The sequence below is a fragment of the Mycobacterium sp. ITM-2016-00317 genome (genome assembly GCF_002968295.1).
In the GTDB taxonomy this organism is placed as follows: Bacteria; Actinomycetota; Actinomycetes; order Mycobacteriales; family Mycobacteriaceae; genus Mycobacterium.
In genome coordinates, this window is sequence record NZ_CP134399.1 from 1712060 (window position 1) to 1728363 (window position 16304).

Below are 16304 nucleotides of genomic sequence, written 5' to 3' on the forward strand. Positions count from 1 at the left end.
GCCGTTGCTGCGGTCAATTGTGGGTTCCGCCAACGCCGTCGGGACCGGAGATGTCCGGCCATCGGGAGGTTGGTCGTCCCGGCAAATGGCGCAACGCGTCAGACGTCGAAAAGCTCAGGTGTCGAAAAGAACAGGGTGGTCGAACTTGGCGCGCAGCAACGCGCCGATCTCGGCCATCGCCAACCGTCCCCGGGCGGTGGCCTCCGGGCGCATCAGGAATCCGTGGTAGATACCGGGATAGCGGGTGACGGTGGTCTGCACCCCGGCGTCCCGCAACCGTCCGGCATAGCGTTCGCCCCAGTCGGTGATCGGATCGAGCTCGGCGGTGACCACGATCGCCTGTGGCAGCCCGGCGAGGTCGGTGGCGTAGGCCGGTACCCGCCGGGCGTCGTGCGGAGAGCCTGCGCCGATGTCGGCGAGCTCGTGCAGATAGACGATGTCGTCGTGAACCAGCATGGGCGCGTCCATATTCGACAAGATCGACGGCGCGGCCATATCGCGGTCCAGCCCGGGATACATCAGCACCTGGGCGAACAACCGGAAACCGCCGTCCTCACGGGCGGCCAGCGCGACCGCCGCGGCCAGGCCGCCGCCCGCGCTGTCTCCCGAGACCACGATCCGGTTGCCGTCGAAGCCGAGCCGTTCCGCGCCGTCGGCGACCCAGCGGGTCACCGCCCACGCGTCCTCGAACTGTCCGGCGGTGGATTCTCCGGCGCCAACCGGTAGTCCACGGCCACCACGGCGGCACCGCTGGCCGTGGCGAGCGCCCTGGCCATCGGCTCGAAGGAGCGGTTGGAACCCATCACCAGCCCACCGCCGTGCAGGTGGACGAGTACCGGTGCGGGGCTGTCGGTGTCGCAGGGCCGGTAGATCCGCACCGGGATGGGTCCGCCGGGACCCACGACCTCGGCGTCGTCGACAGCGGCCATCGCCGGCATGTCGGCGGGCAGCGGCGCTGATTCGAGTGCATCGCGTACCGACTGCAGCCCCCGTTCCCGGATCGGGACCGGCGGGCCGAAGGCGGCGACCCGGGCTGCCGCGTCGGGGTCGAGTGCGGGCCGGTGAGGCATCGTGGCCCGCCTCAGTGCCTGGCCGGGTCGAAGCGACGTTTCGTGCGCAGCTGCGGCGGTGTCTGCGTGCTCAGCACGTCGGCCCGTTCGGCCATCGCCGATGACACGTATTCCGGCTGCGTCAGCAGATAGAACGCACCCCGGGCGGACTGTTCGAACACCACCTCGGCGGCTTCGACGGGATCCATTGCGGCGGCTTTGATCTCGAGCATGGCTTCACGCTGCGACTCGGCCGCCGCCACGTCGGCGCCTGCGGCAGCGGGATCGACGCCGCCGGCGGTCTCGAAGATGTTCGACTTCACGGCTCCGGGCAGCACGGCCTGCACCTGGATCACGTCGTCGTGGCCGGCCAGTTCGACGTCCAGGCGCAGGCATTCGGTGAGGGCGAGCACCGCGTGCTTGCTGACGATGTACGGCGTCTGCAGCGGGACGGCAGCCACCCCACCGATCGAGGAGAGATTCCACACCCAGGCGGGAAGGCCGGTTGCGATCATCCGGGGCAGGAACGCGCGGACGCCGTGGAAGACACCGCTGACGTTGACGTCCATCACCCGGTGCCAGTTGTCCACCGGGGTGTCCCACAGGTAGCCGAACTGTTCGACGCCGGCGTTGTTGACCAGCAACCGCACTGGGCCGATCTCCCGGTAGACGTACTCGGCGAGCGCGGCCATCGCGTCCGCGTCCCGGACGTCGCAGGTCCGGGCGTACGCGGTGCCGCCGTCGCCGGTCAGTTCGTCGCGCATTGCGGCGATCGCGGGCCCGTCGACGTCGGTCAGCACGACCGTCATGCCGAGCCGGTGGGCCTGCCGGGCCAGGCCGGCGCCGATACCGGCACCGGCTCCGGTGATGACGGCGATGCCGCCGCCGAAAGTGTCCCGCGCACTACGCATGCGTCGACTTCGCCCGGTGCTCGGCGAACGGAATCGAGTCCTCGGCGTCGAGGATCACGGTCATCGAGGTCAGCTCCAGGCCGGCACCGGCGCGCCGGATACCGACGTCGACCACCCCGGAGGACACGTCGAAGGGCACGTTGTTGGTGACCTGGTTGACGTACAGGTAGAAGCGGGCCTTGGTGACCTCGCCGTCGGTGCCGGTGCGGAAGAGGTTGGTGGCGTGATGCCGTAGCGGGTAGGGGTTCTCGTCGCGGTGCTGGCTCAGCCAGGCCAGCGTTTCCGGGCCGCCGCTCACCTCGGCGGCGAGCAGCTCCTCGAACGGGCAGTTGCCGGAGTCGGAGCGGCTCAGGTACTGCATGTCGTCGGCCACCCAGGCGCTCAGCACGTCGAACTCGCCCTGGTCGTAGTGGTACCAGAAACCGGCGATGAACTCCTGGATCTCGGGCAGGGTGATCTCGTTGGTCATGCTGACGAGTGAACCGCCACCGGGTGCGTGGCGACACACCGTCGCCCGGTCAGCGGGAACACCTCAGCCCCCGACTAGCTGAAGCGTTCCCGCAGAACACGCTTGAGCAGTTTGCCGCTCGGGTTCTTGGGCAGCGCGTCGACGAAGAACACCTGCTTCGGCGTCTTGAAGCCCGCCAGGTGGGCGCGGCAGTGCGCGACCACGTCGTCCTCGGTGACCTCGACACCGTCGCGGGCCACGACCGCGGCGACGACCGCTTCCACCCACACCGGGTGCGCGATGCCGAACACTGCGACCTCCTCGACCGCCGGGTGGCGGTAGATCGCCTCCTCGACCTCCCGGCTGGCCACGTTCTCGCCGCCGGTCTTGATCATGTCCTTCTTGCGGTCGACCACGTGGAGCAGGCCGTGCTGGTCGTAGTAGCCGAGATCACCGGAGTGGAACCAACCACCGCGGAAGGCCTCGGCGGTCCTTCTGTCGTCGTCGAGGTAGCCGAGCATCAGATGCGGACTGCGGTGCGCGATCTCGCCCACCACGCCGGCGTCGACCGCCGTGTTGTCGTCGTCGAGGATCGCGGTCTGGACGTTGACCACCGGGCGGCCCGCCGAACCGGCGTGGGCGTCCTGTTCGTCGGGGCCGAGCGCGGAGGCCAGCGGCCCCATCTCCGTCTGGCCGTAGAAGTTCCACAACCGCAGATTGGGTAGGCGCTCGCGCATCTCGGCCAGGATCTCGACGGGCATCGCCGACGCGCCGTAATAGCCCTTGCGCAGACTCGACAAGTCGACTTGATCGAACACAGGGGAGCGCAACAGCGAGATCCACACCGTCGGAGGCGCGAAATAGTTCGTCACCCCGTGCTTTTCGATGCCTCGCAAAACTGCCTCGGGGTCGGGGCGGGGCAGGATGATGCTGGTGGCGCCGAGATAGACGTCGGTGATGAGGAAGTTGTCCAACTGCGCGCAGTGGTAGAGCGGCAGCGAGTGGATCTCGACGTCGGAGCCTTCCATCGACCCGGCGATGATCGAGCTGACGTAGTTGCCCATCAGGCTGCGGCTGGAGTGCATGGCGCCCTTGGGATGCGACTCGGTCCCGCTGGTGTACATCAGACGGACGAGCTGATCGTCGTCGATGTGGGGTTTCGGTGCGTTCGACGTCGTCTGTGTCCACTGCGCGAAGTCGGTCCAGCCCGCAGGCAGGGACTGGCCCGGCAACACGAGCGCCGCCGTGGTCCGGACCGTGCCGCCGAGCCGCATGGCCTCCTGTGCGGTTGGCGCCAGGTCCGCTTCGACGATGAAGCCCGTCACCCTGCTGTGGCCCAGGATGAACGCGATCTCTTCGGCGGTGAGCATGAAGTTGACCGGGACGAGGACCACCCCGGCCCGCGCGGTGGCGAACGCCAGCACCGCGTACTGCCAGCAGTTGTGCGCCAGCAGCGCCAACCGGTCACCGGGGCCGAAACCGTTGTCGGACAACGCGGCAGCAGCGCGGTCGACATGATGCTCGAACTCGGCGAACGTCAACTCCACGTCACCGTCGACGACCGCGAGCTTGTCCGGATGCTTGCGTGCCGGCCGACGCGGGATGTCGCCGAGGGCGTGGCTGCGCGCCGAGGCGAGTACGGCCTGCAGGTCGTCCATACCCGGACAGTACGTGCCGCGCCGTGACGAGCGGCCGATCACGTCCCGCTCGGTGGACAGGGGCCGTGCCAGGCCCGGCGTCGCGGTCACATACTCGACCGCGGACCCGAGGAGGATCATGACGACCGGTGTGACCGTGGCAGCTGCGGACGGGGCGCTCGACCCGGACGAGATGCGCGCCAACCTGCGCCGCGCCGATGCGGGAATCCTCGTCGCGGTGCTGGCCCAGCTGCGGGGCGACCCCGGCGTCGTCGAGCGGTACGCGGCACGGATCTCGTTCGTACCGGATCCGCCCGAGATCATCGGAGCCACCGACCCGGCCACCCTCGACGCGCTCGTCGACGAGGTGGCCGCAGCAGTGGCCGCGCCCCGGCGCGACGACGGACTGCGCTTCGACGACCCCGCACTGTTCAGCCGCATCGCGCCACTGGCGCTCGGCGCCGAGGTGGGGGAGGACTACCTCGGTCTGCTGCTCGAGCAGGGCGGATTCCACCCCTCGCAGCCGGTGCTGCCCCGAACCGCGACGTTGCCCGACGGTTTCAAGGTGGTGATCGTCGGCGCCGGCATGGCCGGCATGGCGGCGGCGCTGGAATGCGCTGCGGCGGGCATCGACTTCGAGATCATCGACCGCAACGGCGAGGTCGGCGGTACCTGGTACACGACTGTGTATCCCGGCATCGGAGTGGACACCCCGTCGGCGTACTACTCGCTGTCGCGCGACATCAACGGGGACTGGACAAGCTACTACCCGCAGGGCGCGGAGTACCAGCGGTACCTGCAGTCGGTGGCCGACAAGAACGCGCTGCGCGACCACATCCGGTTCGGCACCGAGGTCGAGGCGTTGACGTGGGACGACCAGCGCGCCATGTGGGAGATCCGCACCAGGGCGGCAGACGGCGCCCGCGCGGTGAGCCATGCCAATGTGGTGATCCCGGCCGCCGGATACCTCAACCGCCCCCGGTGGCCCGACCTCGTCGGCCGGGAGTCCTTCGGCGGTGTCAGCGTCCATTCGGCCCAGTGGGATCCCGACCTCTCCCTGGCCGGCAAGAAGGTGGCGATCATCGGCGCGGGATGCACCGCCGTACAGATCGTCGACGCGTGCGTCGACGAGGTCGAGCACCTCACGGTCTTCCAGCGCCAGCCCCACTGGGTGGCGCCGCGCAAACGTCTGACCGACGACGTCCCCGAACACCGGCGCTGGCTCAACGCCCACGTCCCGTTCTACGCCAACTGGGTGCGCCTGAAATCGTTCTGGGGCACGGCGGACAACAACTATCCGGTGATCGTCCGTGATCCGGAATGGGCGGCCGATCACCTGTCGATCTCACCGGCCAACGACGTCCTGCTCCGGCTGTGCCTGGACTACATCGAGCGCACGTTCGGGAAGGACTCCGAACTGGCGAAGAAGGTGACCCCCGACTTCGCGCCGTACGGCAAGCGCATCATCCGCGACCCCGGCGGCTACTACGCGGCCCTGACCCGTGCCCACGTCGACGTCGAAGCCGCCGAACCGGCCCGCGTCAACGAACGCGGCATCGTCACCGCGGACGGCCGACAGATCGACCTCGACGTGATCATCTACGCCACCGGCTATCACCTCGACTTCCTGTCCACCGTGGACATCCGCGGCCGCGACGGGCTGCAGCTGAAGGAGGTGTGGGGGGACAGCCCGGCCGCCTACCGCGGCGGACTGGTGCCGGGCTTTCCCAACATGTTCATCTCCTCGGCGCCGAACTACAGCCCGGGGCACGGCGCCGGTCACAACTTCGGCGTCGAGGTGATGGTGCACTACGTGATGGAGTGCCTGCAGCTGATGGCGCAGCGCAACGCCGCCACCCTCGAGGTCACCCCGCGGGCGTTCACCGACTACGTCCGTCACATCGACGACACGATGGCGCAGACCGTGTGGTGCCACACCCCGACCGCACACACCTACTACCGCTCCGGCGGCGGGCGCATCGTGACGGCGTTCCCGTTCCGGCTGATCGACGTGTGGCAGAGCCATCGCACCCCGAACGAAGAGGATCTCGAACTCCGGTGAGTGAATTGTTGACCGGCAGAACGGCTCTGGTCACCGGCAGCAGCCGGGGGATCGGCCGGGCCATCGCGCAGCGGCTCGCCGCCGAAGGCGCCACCGTGGCTGTCACCGCGAGGTCCTACCGGCCGTCGCCGTCCACCAGGGCGGGGGAACAGGTGGAGCTTCCCGGCACCATCGGCGAGACGATCGCCCTGATCGAGGCCGCCGGCGGTCAGGCGTTCGGGATCGCCTGCGATCTGGAGGACGCCGACGCCCGCGCCGGCCTGGTCGAGCAGGTCGTGGCACAGACCGGCCGGATCGACATCCTGGTCAACAACGCCGGCTACGCCGACTACTCCGTCGTCGCGGACATGCCGATGGACACCTTCGAACGCACCGTCGAACACTATGTGCGCACGCCTTTCGTGTTGACCCAGAGCGCCGTTCCGCACATGCGGCGCCAGGGTGCCGGCTGGATCGTCAACATCGGATCGGTGACCGGGCTGGCCCCCGCACGGCCCTACCGGGAATACAACAAGTCCTCCGGCGACGTCATCTACGCATCGATGAAGGCCGCCTTGCACCGGTTCACCCAGGGGGTGGCGGCCGAACTGCTGGACTCGAACATCGCGGTCAACGTGGTCGGTCCGTCCAGTGCGGTCCGCACCCCGGGCGCCGCGAGCCTGATCCCGGACACCTTTCCCACCGAGCCCGTGGAGTATCTGGCCGAGACGGTGCTCGCGATGTGTCACCTGCCGGCGTCCGTGCGCACCGGTCTGGTCGCATTCAGCCTGCACTACCCGTGGTCGCAGCGGTTGCCGGTGCACACTCTGGACGGCGCCACGGAGCTGCCGCCGCTGGAGCCGCCGGCCACCGCGAACCCGAACATTCTGCCGGCCTGTAGCGGATCGCCTCAGCGCAGCACCCGCGTGCTGTCGAGGCAGAAGCTGTGGCACACCCGTTCGCGGACAATCGCGTTCGGGCACTCGGGGTCGAACCACTGGTCGACGACCGCCCAGTGGATCGGATGCATCAGGTAGGCGCCCATGATGCCGTCGGCGTCGGTGAACTCCTGCTCGAACACGTGCGTCCACTGCGTGTCACCCACGGTGTGGTCGGGCCTGCTCAGTTGCCACGCGCTGATCGTCGAGACGAACCCGGGCAACAACGTCAGATCCGCCTCGAAACGTGACAGTGTGTCCGCGGCGGCGTCGGGTGCGACACGCAGCAACAGTGTCCGATAGACGGTCCCTGGAGCACGGTCGGAGATGGTCTGAGCCAGACCGTGGTAGCCCGCCCCGTTGACCCGGGTGACGGCCGGATCGCGGAGGATCTCGTCGAACTGATCGGCCACCGCGGACCAGTCCCCGGCGCTGTCGAAACGCAGGTGCAGCAGCAGGTCGCCGCCGTTGCGGCTGCCGGGCAGGGTCGGTGCGACCAGATGCGTTGGTGCGCAGCACTGTTCGGCCAGCCGCTGCAGTTCCCCCTGTACGCGGTGCCGTTCGTCCTCGGCCACGTCGACGAGGCGGGTGACGCTATACATCGCAGAGCCGCTCGACGTCGGCGTATCCCGCGGCGGCGCTGCGCTCCCGCTCGACGATCAGGTGGGCCACCGCGTCCCACCACGCGCCAAGGGACGGGTCCGGCCTGCCCTGCCAGGTCATCTCCCACCACGCCTGCGCACTCGGCAGCGTCCAGGTGATGGTGACGGTGTTGGGCTCGTCGTCGAACCAGATCGGCGGTGAGACCAACACGTCGCGCAGCGACATGCCTCGCTGCCGCGCGCCGGGGGCGTAGCCTTCCAGGTAGGTGTCGACGAACTCGCGGGCGCATCCGGGGCGGGTGACCACCCGGTCGATGACGAAGACCTCGGCCATGGGAGCGAGACTAGGGATCACGCTGCGGGCCTGCGGGTTCGATCCCGGCCATCGGGATACCGCCGTTGACGGCCCCGCTCATGTGCCCGACGGTAGCGTGATGAGCGACCTCATTCCGGACGCGTTCGCGCCTGCCGGCCTCGGACCGGTGCGGTTACGCAACAGGATCGTCAAAGCCGCGACCTCGGAGGGGCGTTCACCCGACGGCATGGTGACCGACGACCTGATCGCGTTCCACCGCCGGTTCGCCGAGGGCGGTGTCGGGATGACGACCGTCGCGTACTGCTGCGTCTCCGAACACGGCGCCAGCGCCCCGGGGCAGATCGTGATGAACCAGGCCGCGCTGCCCGGCCTGCGCAGGCTCACCGACGCCGTGCACGACGCGGGTGCGGCGATCTCGGCGCAGCTCGGCCATGCCGGCGTGGTGGCGCCCAAGAAGCTGACCGGGGTCACCGCGGTGGCGCCGAGCCGGTTCGTGAACCCGACGTCGTTCGCGTACTGCCGCGAGATCCGCCGCGACGAGATCGCCTCGGTGATCGACCAGTTCGGGCAGGCGGCGCAGATCGCCGTCGATGCCGGGTTCGACGCCGTCGAACTGCATTTCGGGCACCTCTACCTGCCCAGCTCGTTCCTCAGCCCGCTGATCAACCGCCGTAAGGACGAGTACGGCGGCGACATCGACAACCGCTCGCGGCTGGTGCGCGAGATCGCGCGCCGGGTCCGCGACGTCGTCGGTGACCGCATCGCGGTGATCGCCAAACTCGACATGGACGACGGCCTGCCCGGCAGCATCTGGATCGACGAGGCCCTGCGCACCGCGCAGCTGCTCGACGCCGACGGCGCGCTCGACGCGCTGGAGCTGACCCAGGGATCGTCGGTGTACCGGCCCATGTACCTGTTCCGCGGTGACGTGCCGGTCCGGGAGTTCGCCGCGGTGATGCCCCCGCTGCTGCGCCCCGGAGTGCGGCTGATGGGCAAGTCCGTGATGGGCAGCTATCCGTACGAGGATCTCTACATGCTGTCGGCGGCAAGGCAATTCGTACCCGTCATGAAGAACACCGAGCTGATACTCCTCGGCGGCATCACCAACCGCGAACACGTCGAGACCGGCATGCGCGAAGGGTTCGGATTCGTCGCCATGGGCCGGGCGCTGCTGCGCGAACCGCATCTGGTGAACAGCATGATCGCCGACCCCGGGGTGCGCAGTCGGTGCAATCACAACAACAGGTGCATGGTCACCGTGTTCGGCCGCACGCACTGCGTGCTGGATCCGGAGCAGCGCTACGGCGAGGTGGCGCCGATGCCGGCCACCAGATCGGCGACGTCCGCGCAGACCTGAGTGCGGGCGCGCCGGCAGATGTCGAAAGACGGCATCGTCATGAATCCGTGGACGCCGCCTTCGAAATACCGGCACACGGTCCGGACGCCCGCCGCCTCCAGCGCTTCGACATAGGCCAGGCCTTCGTCGCGCAGCGGGTCGTGTCCGGCGACCACCGCGACAGCAGGCGGCAGGCCGGACAAATCCGCGGCGCTCAGCGGTGAGGCGTACGGATCGCGCCGGTCCTCGGCAGACGGCACGTACTGGTCCCAGTACCACTGCAGGGCAGGCCGGGGATTGTAGAACCCCGCACCGAACTGCCGGTAGGACGCGGTGTCGAAATCGGCGGCGATGACAGGGTAGAGCAGCACCTGACCCGCCAGCGCGGGCCCGCCGCGGTCCCTGGCCATCAGCGCGGTGACGGCGGCCAGATTGCCCCCTGCGCTGTCGCCGCCGACCAGCACCGCCGACGCGTCGCCGCCGAACTCGTCGATGTGTGCGGCGACCCAGGCGGTGACGGCGTAGACGTCCTCGGCGGCCGCCGGCCACCGGCCCTCTTCCGAGGCGCGACGGTAGTGCACCGACACCACCACTGCCGACATCCCGTTGGCGAAGGCCCGGCACAACCCGTCATGGCTGTCCAGATCGCAGAACACCCACCCGCCACCGTGTGCGAAAACCATTGTGGGAAGGGGTCCGTCGGCTCCGGCGTGCGGTCGGTAGACGCGCACGGGCACCGGCCCGGCCGGGCCCGGTATCGTGCGGTCCTCGACGGAGGCCACGGGCTCGGGCTCGGCGGGCGCGACGAAACGGGAGCGGATGACGGCGCGAGCCTGCTCGCCGGTCATCGTGTGGACGGGGGGAAACCCGGAGTCCAGGGCCTCGATGATCGCGGCGATCTGCGGGTCGAGGCTCATGCGTGGTGCTGCATGGTGGGCTGGCCGGGACGCGCGACGGGGCCGCCGCGCAGCGGGCGCGCCTGTTGCAGGGTCGGAGCCACTCGGGTGGGGCCGCCTTCGACCGCCCGCCAGATGCGCATCGCCGCCATCCGGACGGGAGCCACCAGGCGCTGGTCGAACTTCATGTGGCTCATCGGGCCGCACACCGACACCGCCGCGGCCGCCTGGCCTGGATCGCCGATCGGTGCGGCCACGCAGCCGAAGCCGGGTACGGACTCCTCGCGGTCGAACGCGATGCCGTGCGAGCGCACCTTCGCCAGTTCGGTGCGTAACTGGGCGTGCGTGGAGATGGAGTACTTGGTCAGTCGCGGGAGAAGGTCCGCTTCGTGCACCTCGAAGTCCTCCTCGGCGGTGTAGGCGAGTATCGCCTTGCCGACCGCGGCGCAGTGGGCGGGCCGGCGGCCACCCACGCGGGTGGGAAGGGCCGCGGTCATCCGGTTGCCGACCTTCTCCATGTACACGACGTCGGCTCCGTCGAGCACCGCAAGGTGCACGACCAGTCCGGTCGCGGCGTGGAGTTCGTGCAGCATCGGGATCGCGGCCTTGTGCAGGCGGTCCTGGTGGACAGCGAGCGAACCTAGCTCGACCAGCCGCATGCCCAGCTCGTAGTCGCGGCCGTTGCGCCGCAGCCAGCGCAGCTGGACCAGACGTTCCAGCATGCGGTGCGCCGAGGACCTGGGCAGACCGGTCCGTCGCACGATCTGCGCGAGCGTGAGCCGGCCGGGTCCGTCGAACGCGTCGAGCACCAGCGACACCCTGTCGATCACGGCGCTGGGGGTTTCGGGGGCGGCCTTGACGGCGGCGGACACGGGGTGGTCGACGGTCACGGTCATCGGGAACCTCCGAGGTCATATTTCTAATAGGCATATGCCTATTGGTCATATAGAGGTACCACATCGTTGTGCCCGCTGTCACATGAATCAGGCAAACGTTGCGGGCACCACAAGCGGCCCGCGCGGTCGCCGTTGCGGCTGCCGCGCGGGCGGTTTCGGGGCACGGGCCGCTCGCTGCGGTACCACGCAGCGACCACGGGCGTCAGCTCCGTGGTGTGTCCGCTGGTAGCGCTATGGGGCGGGGAGGGGTGGAACGTCGGCGGTCACGGGCGCATCGCGGCGGGCAGGTCGTCGACCCACTGATGGCCCCAATAGCTGTCGGCGGTGATCTCTTCCGCCGTGTACCAGGTTTCGTCGACCAGCATCCCGTCGGTCCCGAACTCGATGTCCCAGTCGCCCGGGGCTCGCACGTAGAACGACACCATCTTGTCGTTGGTGTGCCGGCCCAAGGTCGACGACAGCTGGAAGCCGTCCTCGGCGACCCGGTCGAGTGCCTGCCCGACGGCGTCGAGCGTGTCGACCTCCACCATGAGGTGGATCAGCCCGGGATCGCGCAGCGTGGCGGACGGGCACAACGCCAGGCTGTGATGGCGTTGGTTGACGCCGAGGAACCGCACACGAATCGGACCGAACTCGGGTGGCGCCGGAACCCGGAACGCGCCCCGCGACTTGAATCCCAGTACGTCGGTGTAGAACTCGAAGACCCCGTGGACGTCCATCGCGGGCAGCACGACGTGGCCGAGGCCCTGCTCGCCGGTGACGAACTTCGCCCCGAACGGCGTGACGACGGGGCTGTGGTCGAGCACGGCCCCGTGGAAGACCTCCAGTGAAGTGCCGGCCGGGTCCCGGAACGCGATGACCTCTTCGGCCCTGCGGAGGTCGGCCTCGGCCGGCGACAGCTCCTCGAACGGGGTGCCGGCACCTGCGAGAGCACGCTTGACCTCCTGGAGAGCGGTGTGGTCTCGCACCTCCCATCCGACGGTCACGATCTTGTCCGTGTCGCCGGGGGTCACGATGACGCGGGCGGCCCGTTCATCCATCCGCAGGTACAGCGCGTCGGGATCGGGTCCGCTGCCCTGGGCGAAACCCAGTACGTCGAACGCGAACTGGCGCCACCGTGCCATATCGTTGGCCTGCACGGTGACATAGCCGAGACTCTTGATCGCACTCATCGTCTGACCGTCCTCAGATCATCGCCCGCAGCGGACCCTGCGGGTCCACCCCGAGTGAGCTCAGCGCCGAGGCGTGGTAGACGGTCCCCGGCACATGGATGGCGTGTGCCTGAGCGACATGGACGTCACGCCAATAGCGTTGCAGTGGTTTGTCCATGCGGGCGGCGTTGCCACCGCAGCGGGCGAAGATCTCGTCCACGGCGGACACCGCGCGCCACACCGCACGCACCTGGGTGCGCCGACCGGCCGCCCGGTCCTCGAACGACACCTCAGTGCCGGCGGCCACCATGTCGTAGATGCGGCAGGCGTTGGCCAGCAGCTCCTGGCGGGCGGCGTTGATGTCCGCGGCCGCCTCGCCGATCGCGTACATGACGTACGGGTCGTCCTTGATCGCCACCCCACTGGAGTTCACGCGCTGGCGCTGATAGTCCAGAGCGGCCGCCAGCGCCCCCTCGGCGATGCCGATGGTGGCCGAGGAGATGCCCAGCGGGAACATCGTCGACCACGGCATCAGGTACAGCGGCTCGGTCATCCCGGCTTCCCGCTGGGCGGTGCCGTCCATCACCTTCATGCCGTCCATCGTGCGGTAGGAGGGCACGAAGGCGCCGTCGACGATGACATCCTTGGACCCGGTTCCGCGCAGGCCGACCACATCCCAGGAGTCCTCGACGATCTGGTAGTCCGTGCGCGGCAGGATCATGTGCAGCATCTGCGGCGGCATCAGTGGCCTGCCGTCGCTATCGCCGACCATGGCGCCCAGGATGATCCAGTCGCAGTGGTCGGTTCCGGAGCTGAACTGCCAACGGCCGGTGAAGATGTAGCCACCGTCGGTGGGGACGGCGACACCTTGAGGAGCGTAGGGGGAGGCCACCCAGGTGTCGACTCCGCCTTCTGAGTCGCACCAGATTTCCTGTCCGACATGGGGATCGGCGTAGGCCAGCTGATACGGGTGGACGCCGACCACGCCGTTGATCCAACCGGCGGACGGGTCCAGCGCCGCAGTGGCCATCACCGTCTCGGCGAATTCGCGCGGGTGGACTTCCAGACCGCCGTGCTGCGTGGGCTGCAGCAGCCGGATCGACCCGGCCTGCTTCATCGTCTTCACCGTGGCGTCGGTGAGCTTGCCGATCTTCTCGGCCTCCACGGCCTGCTCGCGGAGCTGGTCGGCCAGATCCGCGATGCGGTCGATCACCCGTTGCGTCATGGTTTCGATGGTGCCGCGTCAGGCCCCCGCCCGGGGGCGGTTTCCCGGTCAGCGGACGTGATTCGCCGGGTCAGAACTCGACCTGCACCGTGTCCGACAGCGGGCGGGCCTGGCATGCCAGGAACAGACCGTCGGCGATGTCGTCGGCTTCCAGGATCGAGGCTTCGCCGAGGTCCACCTCGCCGTCGACGAGGGTGGCCGCGCACGATCCGCAGTTGCCCTCGCGACACGAGTACGGCACCTCGATGCCCGCTGACAGCATCGTGTCCACCAGGTTGCTTCCCGTCGGCCAGCGCAGTCGGTGGACCTGCCCGTCGATGGAGACCTCGGCATCGGCCGCGCGGCCGTCGTCTGCGACGGTGGCGACCGGAACGTCGGTGAACGGATCGCCTTCCAGGGACTGGAAGACCTCCAGATGGATGTGGTCGCGGGGGACGCCGGCTTCGGTGAGCGTGTCCTTGACCACCGCCATGAACGGCGCCGGTCCGCAGATGAAGGACCGGTAGCCGGCGAAAAGGCTGGCGAAGCTGCTCAGCTGCGTGCGAGTCGGTAACCCCTGCACGGATTCCAGCCAGTGCAGCACCGTGAGACGTGGTGCGTACCGCGCTGCGAGGTCACGCAGCTCTGCGGCGAAGATCACCGAGTTCTCCTCCCGGTTGGCGTAGCACAGCACCACCCGGCCGGTGCCTACCGTGAGGACCGACTTCAGGATCGACATGACCGGCGTGATGCCGCTGCCTGCGGCCCACAGCAGGAAGTCACCGTCGAGCTCCTTCGGGGTGAAAGTCCCGGCCGGGGGCAGGGATTCGATGACATCGCCGACGGAGACGTTGTCGCACAACCAGTTCGATCCGTAACCGCCGTCGGTGCGTTTGACGGTCACCTTCGGGGCATCGTCGGTGTGCGGCGAACTGGCGAGCGAGTAGCAGCGCGCCACCGAACCGGTCCGCTCACTCGGGATCCGCAGCGTCAGGAACTGGCCGGGGCGGTAGCCGAACCGCGGCCTGTGCTCGTCGGGCACCGAGAGCACCAGTGACCTGGCGTCGGGGCATTCCTCGATGACGGCGGTGACGGTCAGCGGGACGGCACGGGACGCGGAGCTCATGAGCGGCCATCCTGGCTCAGACCTGTCGGCGGGGTGGCGGCGTTACCGGTGGACGGGACGAAATCCCGGTGACCGTTGACCGGGAGACGTGCGCGGCGGGGCGGTACCGCGGTCCTAGCGTTCAACACGTGAGTAGCGCGGCTGAGAGTTCTGTCGATGTCGTCGTGGTCGGCGCGGGCTTCGCCGGCCTGTACGCCCTGCACAAGTTCCGGGCGCAGGGATGGTCGGTGCGGGTGTTCGAGTCGGCGCCCGAGGTCGGCGGCACGTGGTACTTCAACCGGTACCCGGGAGCGCGGTGCGACGTCGAGAGCCTCGACTACAGCTACTCCTTCTCCGACGAACTCCAGCAGGAGTGGACCTGGACGGAGAAATACGCCACCCAGGGCGAGATCCTGAGGTACATCAACTGGGTCGCCGACCGGCTCGACCTGCGCTCCGGCATCACCTTCGAGACCAGGGTGATCTCCGCGGTGCTGGACGAGAGGACGCTGCGGTGGACGGTGCGCACCGACGGCGGCGAAAGCGTCAGCGCGCGGTTCGTGGTGATGGCCACCGGCCCCCTGTCGTCGCCGTTGACGCCCGACATCCCCGGGCTCGACACCTTCGGCGGCGAGATCTATCACACCGCCGACTGGCCGCACGACGACGTCGACTTCACCGGTAGACGAGTCGGTGTCATCGGCACCGGCTCGTCGGGAATCCAGTCCATCCCGATCATCGCCGAACAGGCCGACAGCCTCGTGGTGTTCCAGCGGACACCGAATTACAGTGTGCCCGCGGGTAATCGGGATCTGTCGGCCGACGACGTCGCCCAGGCGAAGGCCACCTATGCCGAGCGGCGGAGGATGTCCTGGCGCAGCGGGGGCGGCTCGCCGCATGTGGCGCACCCGAAGCTGACGATGGAAGCCACCCCGGAAGAGCGCCGTGAGGCGTTCGAGAAGCGTTGGCAGCTGGGCGGTGTGCTGTTCTCGAAGACCTTCTCCGACCAGATGATCAACCCCGAGGCCAACGAGGAGGCCCGGAAATTCTACGAGGAGAAGGTCAGAGCGGTCATCGACGACCCGGCGGTGGCGGACCTGCTGATCCCCACGGATCATCCGATCGGCACCAAGCGGATCTGCACCGACACCAACTACTTCCAGACGTTCAACCGGCCCGACGTGAGGCTGGTCAGCGTCCGGGACACCCCGATCACCTCGATCGACGCCACCGGTGTCAACACCACCGGGGAGCATTTCGCGCTGGACGCGATCGTGCTGGCCACCGGGTTCGACGCGCTCACCGGAACGCTTGCGAAGATCGACATCGTCGGGCGTGACGGACAGAAACTGGTCGACGACTGGTCGGGGGGTCCGCGCACCTACCTCGGTCTCGGCGTCGACGGCTTCCCGAACCTGTTCCTGGTGTCGGGTCCCGGCGCACCGGCGGTACTGGCGAACATGGTGCTGCACGCCGAGGCGCACATCAACTGGATCGCCGACGCGATCGCCTACCTGAACGAGCGCGACCTCGCCGCGATCGAGGCAGGCACCGAGGCGGTGGACAACTGGATCGCCGAATGCAACCGCCGGGCCGAGGGCACCCTCTTCCCGCGGGCCAATTCCTGGTACATGGGGGCCAACGTGCCGGGTAAGCCGCGAGTGTTCATGCTCTTCATCGGTGGCTTCGGCGTCTATCTCGACATCTGCGCCGAGGTTGCCGCCGCCGGGTACAAGGGCTTCCACCTGATCGACGCGCCGTAGCGCGACCGCGC

The 16304-nt window shown here is 68.7% G+C and carries 13 protein-coding genes and 2 pseudogenes; 4 read left to right on the forward strand and 11 right to left on the reverse strand.

The window, feature by feature from the left end; all coding sequences use genetic code 11:
- Positions 1-114: 114 nt before the first annotated feature.
- The 4 genes and pseudogenes from C6A87_RS08160 to C6A87_RS08175 all read right to left on the reverse strand — a co-directional run bounded on the left by C6A87_RS08160 (position 115) and on the right by C6A87_RS08175 (position 4066).
- Positions 115-1070: pseudogene (locus C6A87_RS08160) on the reverse strand (alpha/beta hydrolase).
- Between the two features lie 11 nt (positions 1071-1081).
- Positions 1082-1960 (reverse strand): SDR family NAD(P)-dependent oxidoreductase, encoded by an 879-nt coding sequence (locus C6A87_RS08165; RefSeq protein WP_311116773.1) that lies wholly within the window; start codon positions 1958-1960, stop codon positions 1082-1084.
- Positions 1953-2429, reverse strand: coding sequence for a polyketide cyclase (locus C6A87_RS08170; protein WP_311116774.1), 477 nt, complete (start codon positions 2427-2429; stop codon positions 1953-1955). The genes C6A87_RS08165 and C6A87_RS08170 overlap by 8 nt, the downstream gene beginning before the upstream one ends.
- 74 nt (positions 2430-2503) lie before the next feature.
- Complete coding sequence (locus C6A87_RS08175; RefSeq protein WP_311117855.1) at positions 2504-4066, reverse strand: acyl-CoA synthetase; 1563 nt, start codon at positions 4064-4066, stop codon at positions 2504-2506.
- 118 nt (positions 4067-4184) lie between these two features.
- Between C6A87_RS08175 and C6A87_RS08180 the strand changes: the two genes are divergently transcribed.
- Both C6A87_RS08180 and C6A87_RS08185 read left to right on the forward strand, forming a co-directional pair.
- On the forward strand, positions 4185-6107 hold the full coding sequence (locus tag C6A87_RS08180) for an NAD(P)/FAD-dependent oxidoreductase (protein WP_311116775.1): 1923 nt from the start codon (positions 4185-4187) through the stop codon (positions 6105-6107).
- Positions 6104-6982, forward strand: a pseudogene (locus C6A87_RS08185) (SDR family NAD(P)-dependent oxidoreductase); the annotation flags it as partial. The gene C6A87_RS08180 and the pseudogene C6A87_RS08185, both read left to right, overlap by 4 nt.
- Before the next feature lie 14 nt (positions 6983-6996).
- Here C6A87_RS08185 and C6A87_RS08190 read toward each other — a convergent pair.
- Both C6A87_RS08190 and C6A87_RS08195 read right to left on the reverse strand, forming a co-directional pair.
- Positions 6997-7626, reverse strand: a complete 630-nt coding sequence (locus C6A87_RS08190) for a Dabb family protein (RefSeq protein WP_311116776.1) — start codon at positions 7624-7626, stop codon at positions 6997-6999.
- Entirely contained in the window at positions 7619-7960 is a 342-nt protein-coding gene (locus C6A87_RS08195; RefSeq protein ID WP_311116777.1) for a hypothetical protein, read from the reverse strand. Before C6A87_RS08195 ends, C6A87_RS08190 begins: the two co-directional genes overlap by 8 nt.
- 100 nt (positions 7961-8060) lie before the next feature.
- Between C6A87_RS08195 and C6A87_RS08200 the strand changes: the two genes are divergently transcribed.
- Positions 8061-9299 (forward strand): NADH:flavin oxidoreductase, encoded by a 1239-nt coding sequence (locus C6A87_RS08200; protein WP_311116778.1) that lies wholly within the window; start codon positions 8061-8063, stop codon positions 9297-9299.
- Here C6A87_RS08200 and C6A87_RS08205 read toward each other — a convergent pair.
- From C6A87_RS08205 to C6A87_RS08225, 5 genes are all read right to left on the reverse strand, one after another.
- Positions 9242-10195 carry an alpha/beta hydrolase gene (locus C6A87_RS08205; RefSeq protein WP_311116779.1) on the reverse strand — a complete coding sequence of 318 codons (954 nt, stop codon included), beginning with the start codon at positions 10193-10195 and terminating at the stop codon, positions 9242-9244. The genes C6A87_RS08200 and C6A87_RS08205 overlap by 58 nt on opposite strands.
- Positions 10192-11070 carry an IclR family transcriptional regulator gene (locus tag C6A87_RS08210; protein WP_311116780.1) on the reverse strand — a complete coding sequence of 293 codons (879 nt, stop codon included), beginning with the start codon at positions 11068-11070 and terminating at the stop codon, positions 10192-10194. Before C6A87_RS08210 ends, C6A87_RS08205 begins: the two co-directional genes overlap by 4 nt.
- Before the next feature lie 263 nt (positions 11071-11333).
- Positions 11334-12242, reverse strand: a complete 909-nt coding sequence (bphC, locus tag C6A87_RS08215; protein WP_311116781.1) for a biphenyl-2,3-diol 1,2-dioxygenase — start codon at positions 12240-12242, stop codon at positions 11334-11336.
- Positions 12243-12255: 13 nt separating this feature from the next.
- Entirely contained in the window at positions 12256-13446 is a 1191-nt protein-coding gene (locus C6A87_RS08220; protein ID WP_311116782.1) for an acyl-CoA dehydrogenase family protein, read from the reverse strand.
- Positions 13447-13516: 70 nt separating this feature from the next.
- The gene (locus C6A87_RS08225) at positions 13517-14551 is read right to left on the reverse strand and encodes a ferredoxin--NADP reductase (protein WP_311116783.1); all 1035 of its coding nucleotides are present in this window, start codon (positions 14549-14551) and stop codon (positions 13517-13519) included.
- A 128-nt stretch (positions 14552-14679) separates the two neighbouring features.
- Between C6A87_RS08225 and C6A87_RS08230 the strand changes: the two genes are divergently transcribed.
- Positions 14680-16293 (forward strand): NAD(P)/FAD-dependent oxidoreductase, encoded by a 1614-nt coding sequence (locus C6A87_RS08230; RefSeq protein WP_311116784.1) that lies wholly within the window; start codon positions 14680-14682, stop codon positions 16291-16293.
- Positions 16294-16304 lie beyond the last annotated feature (11 nt).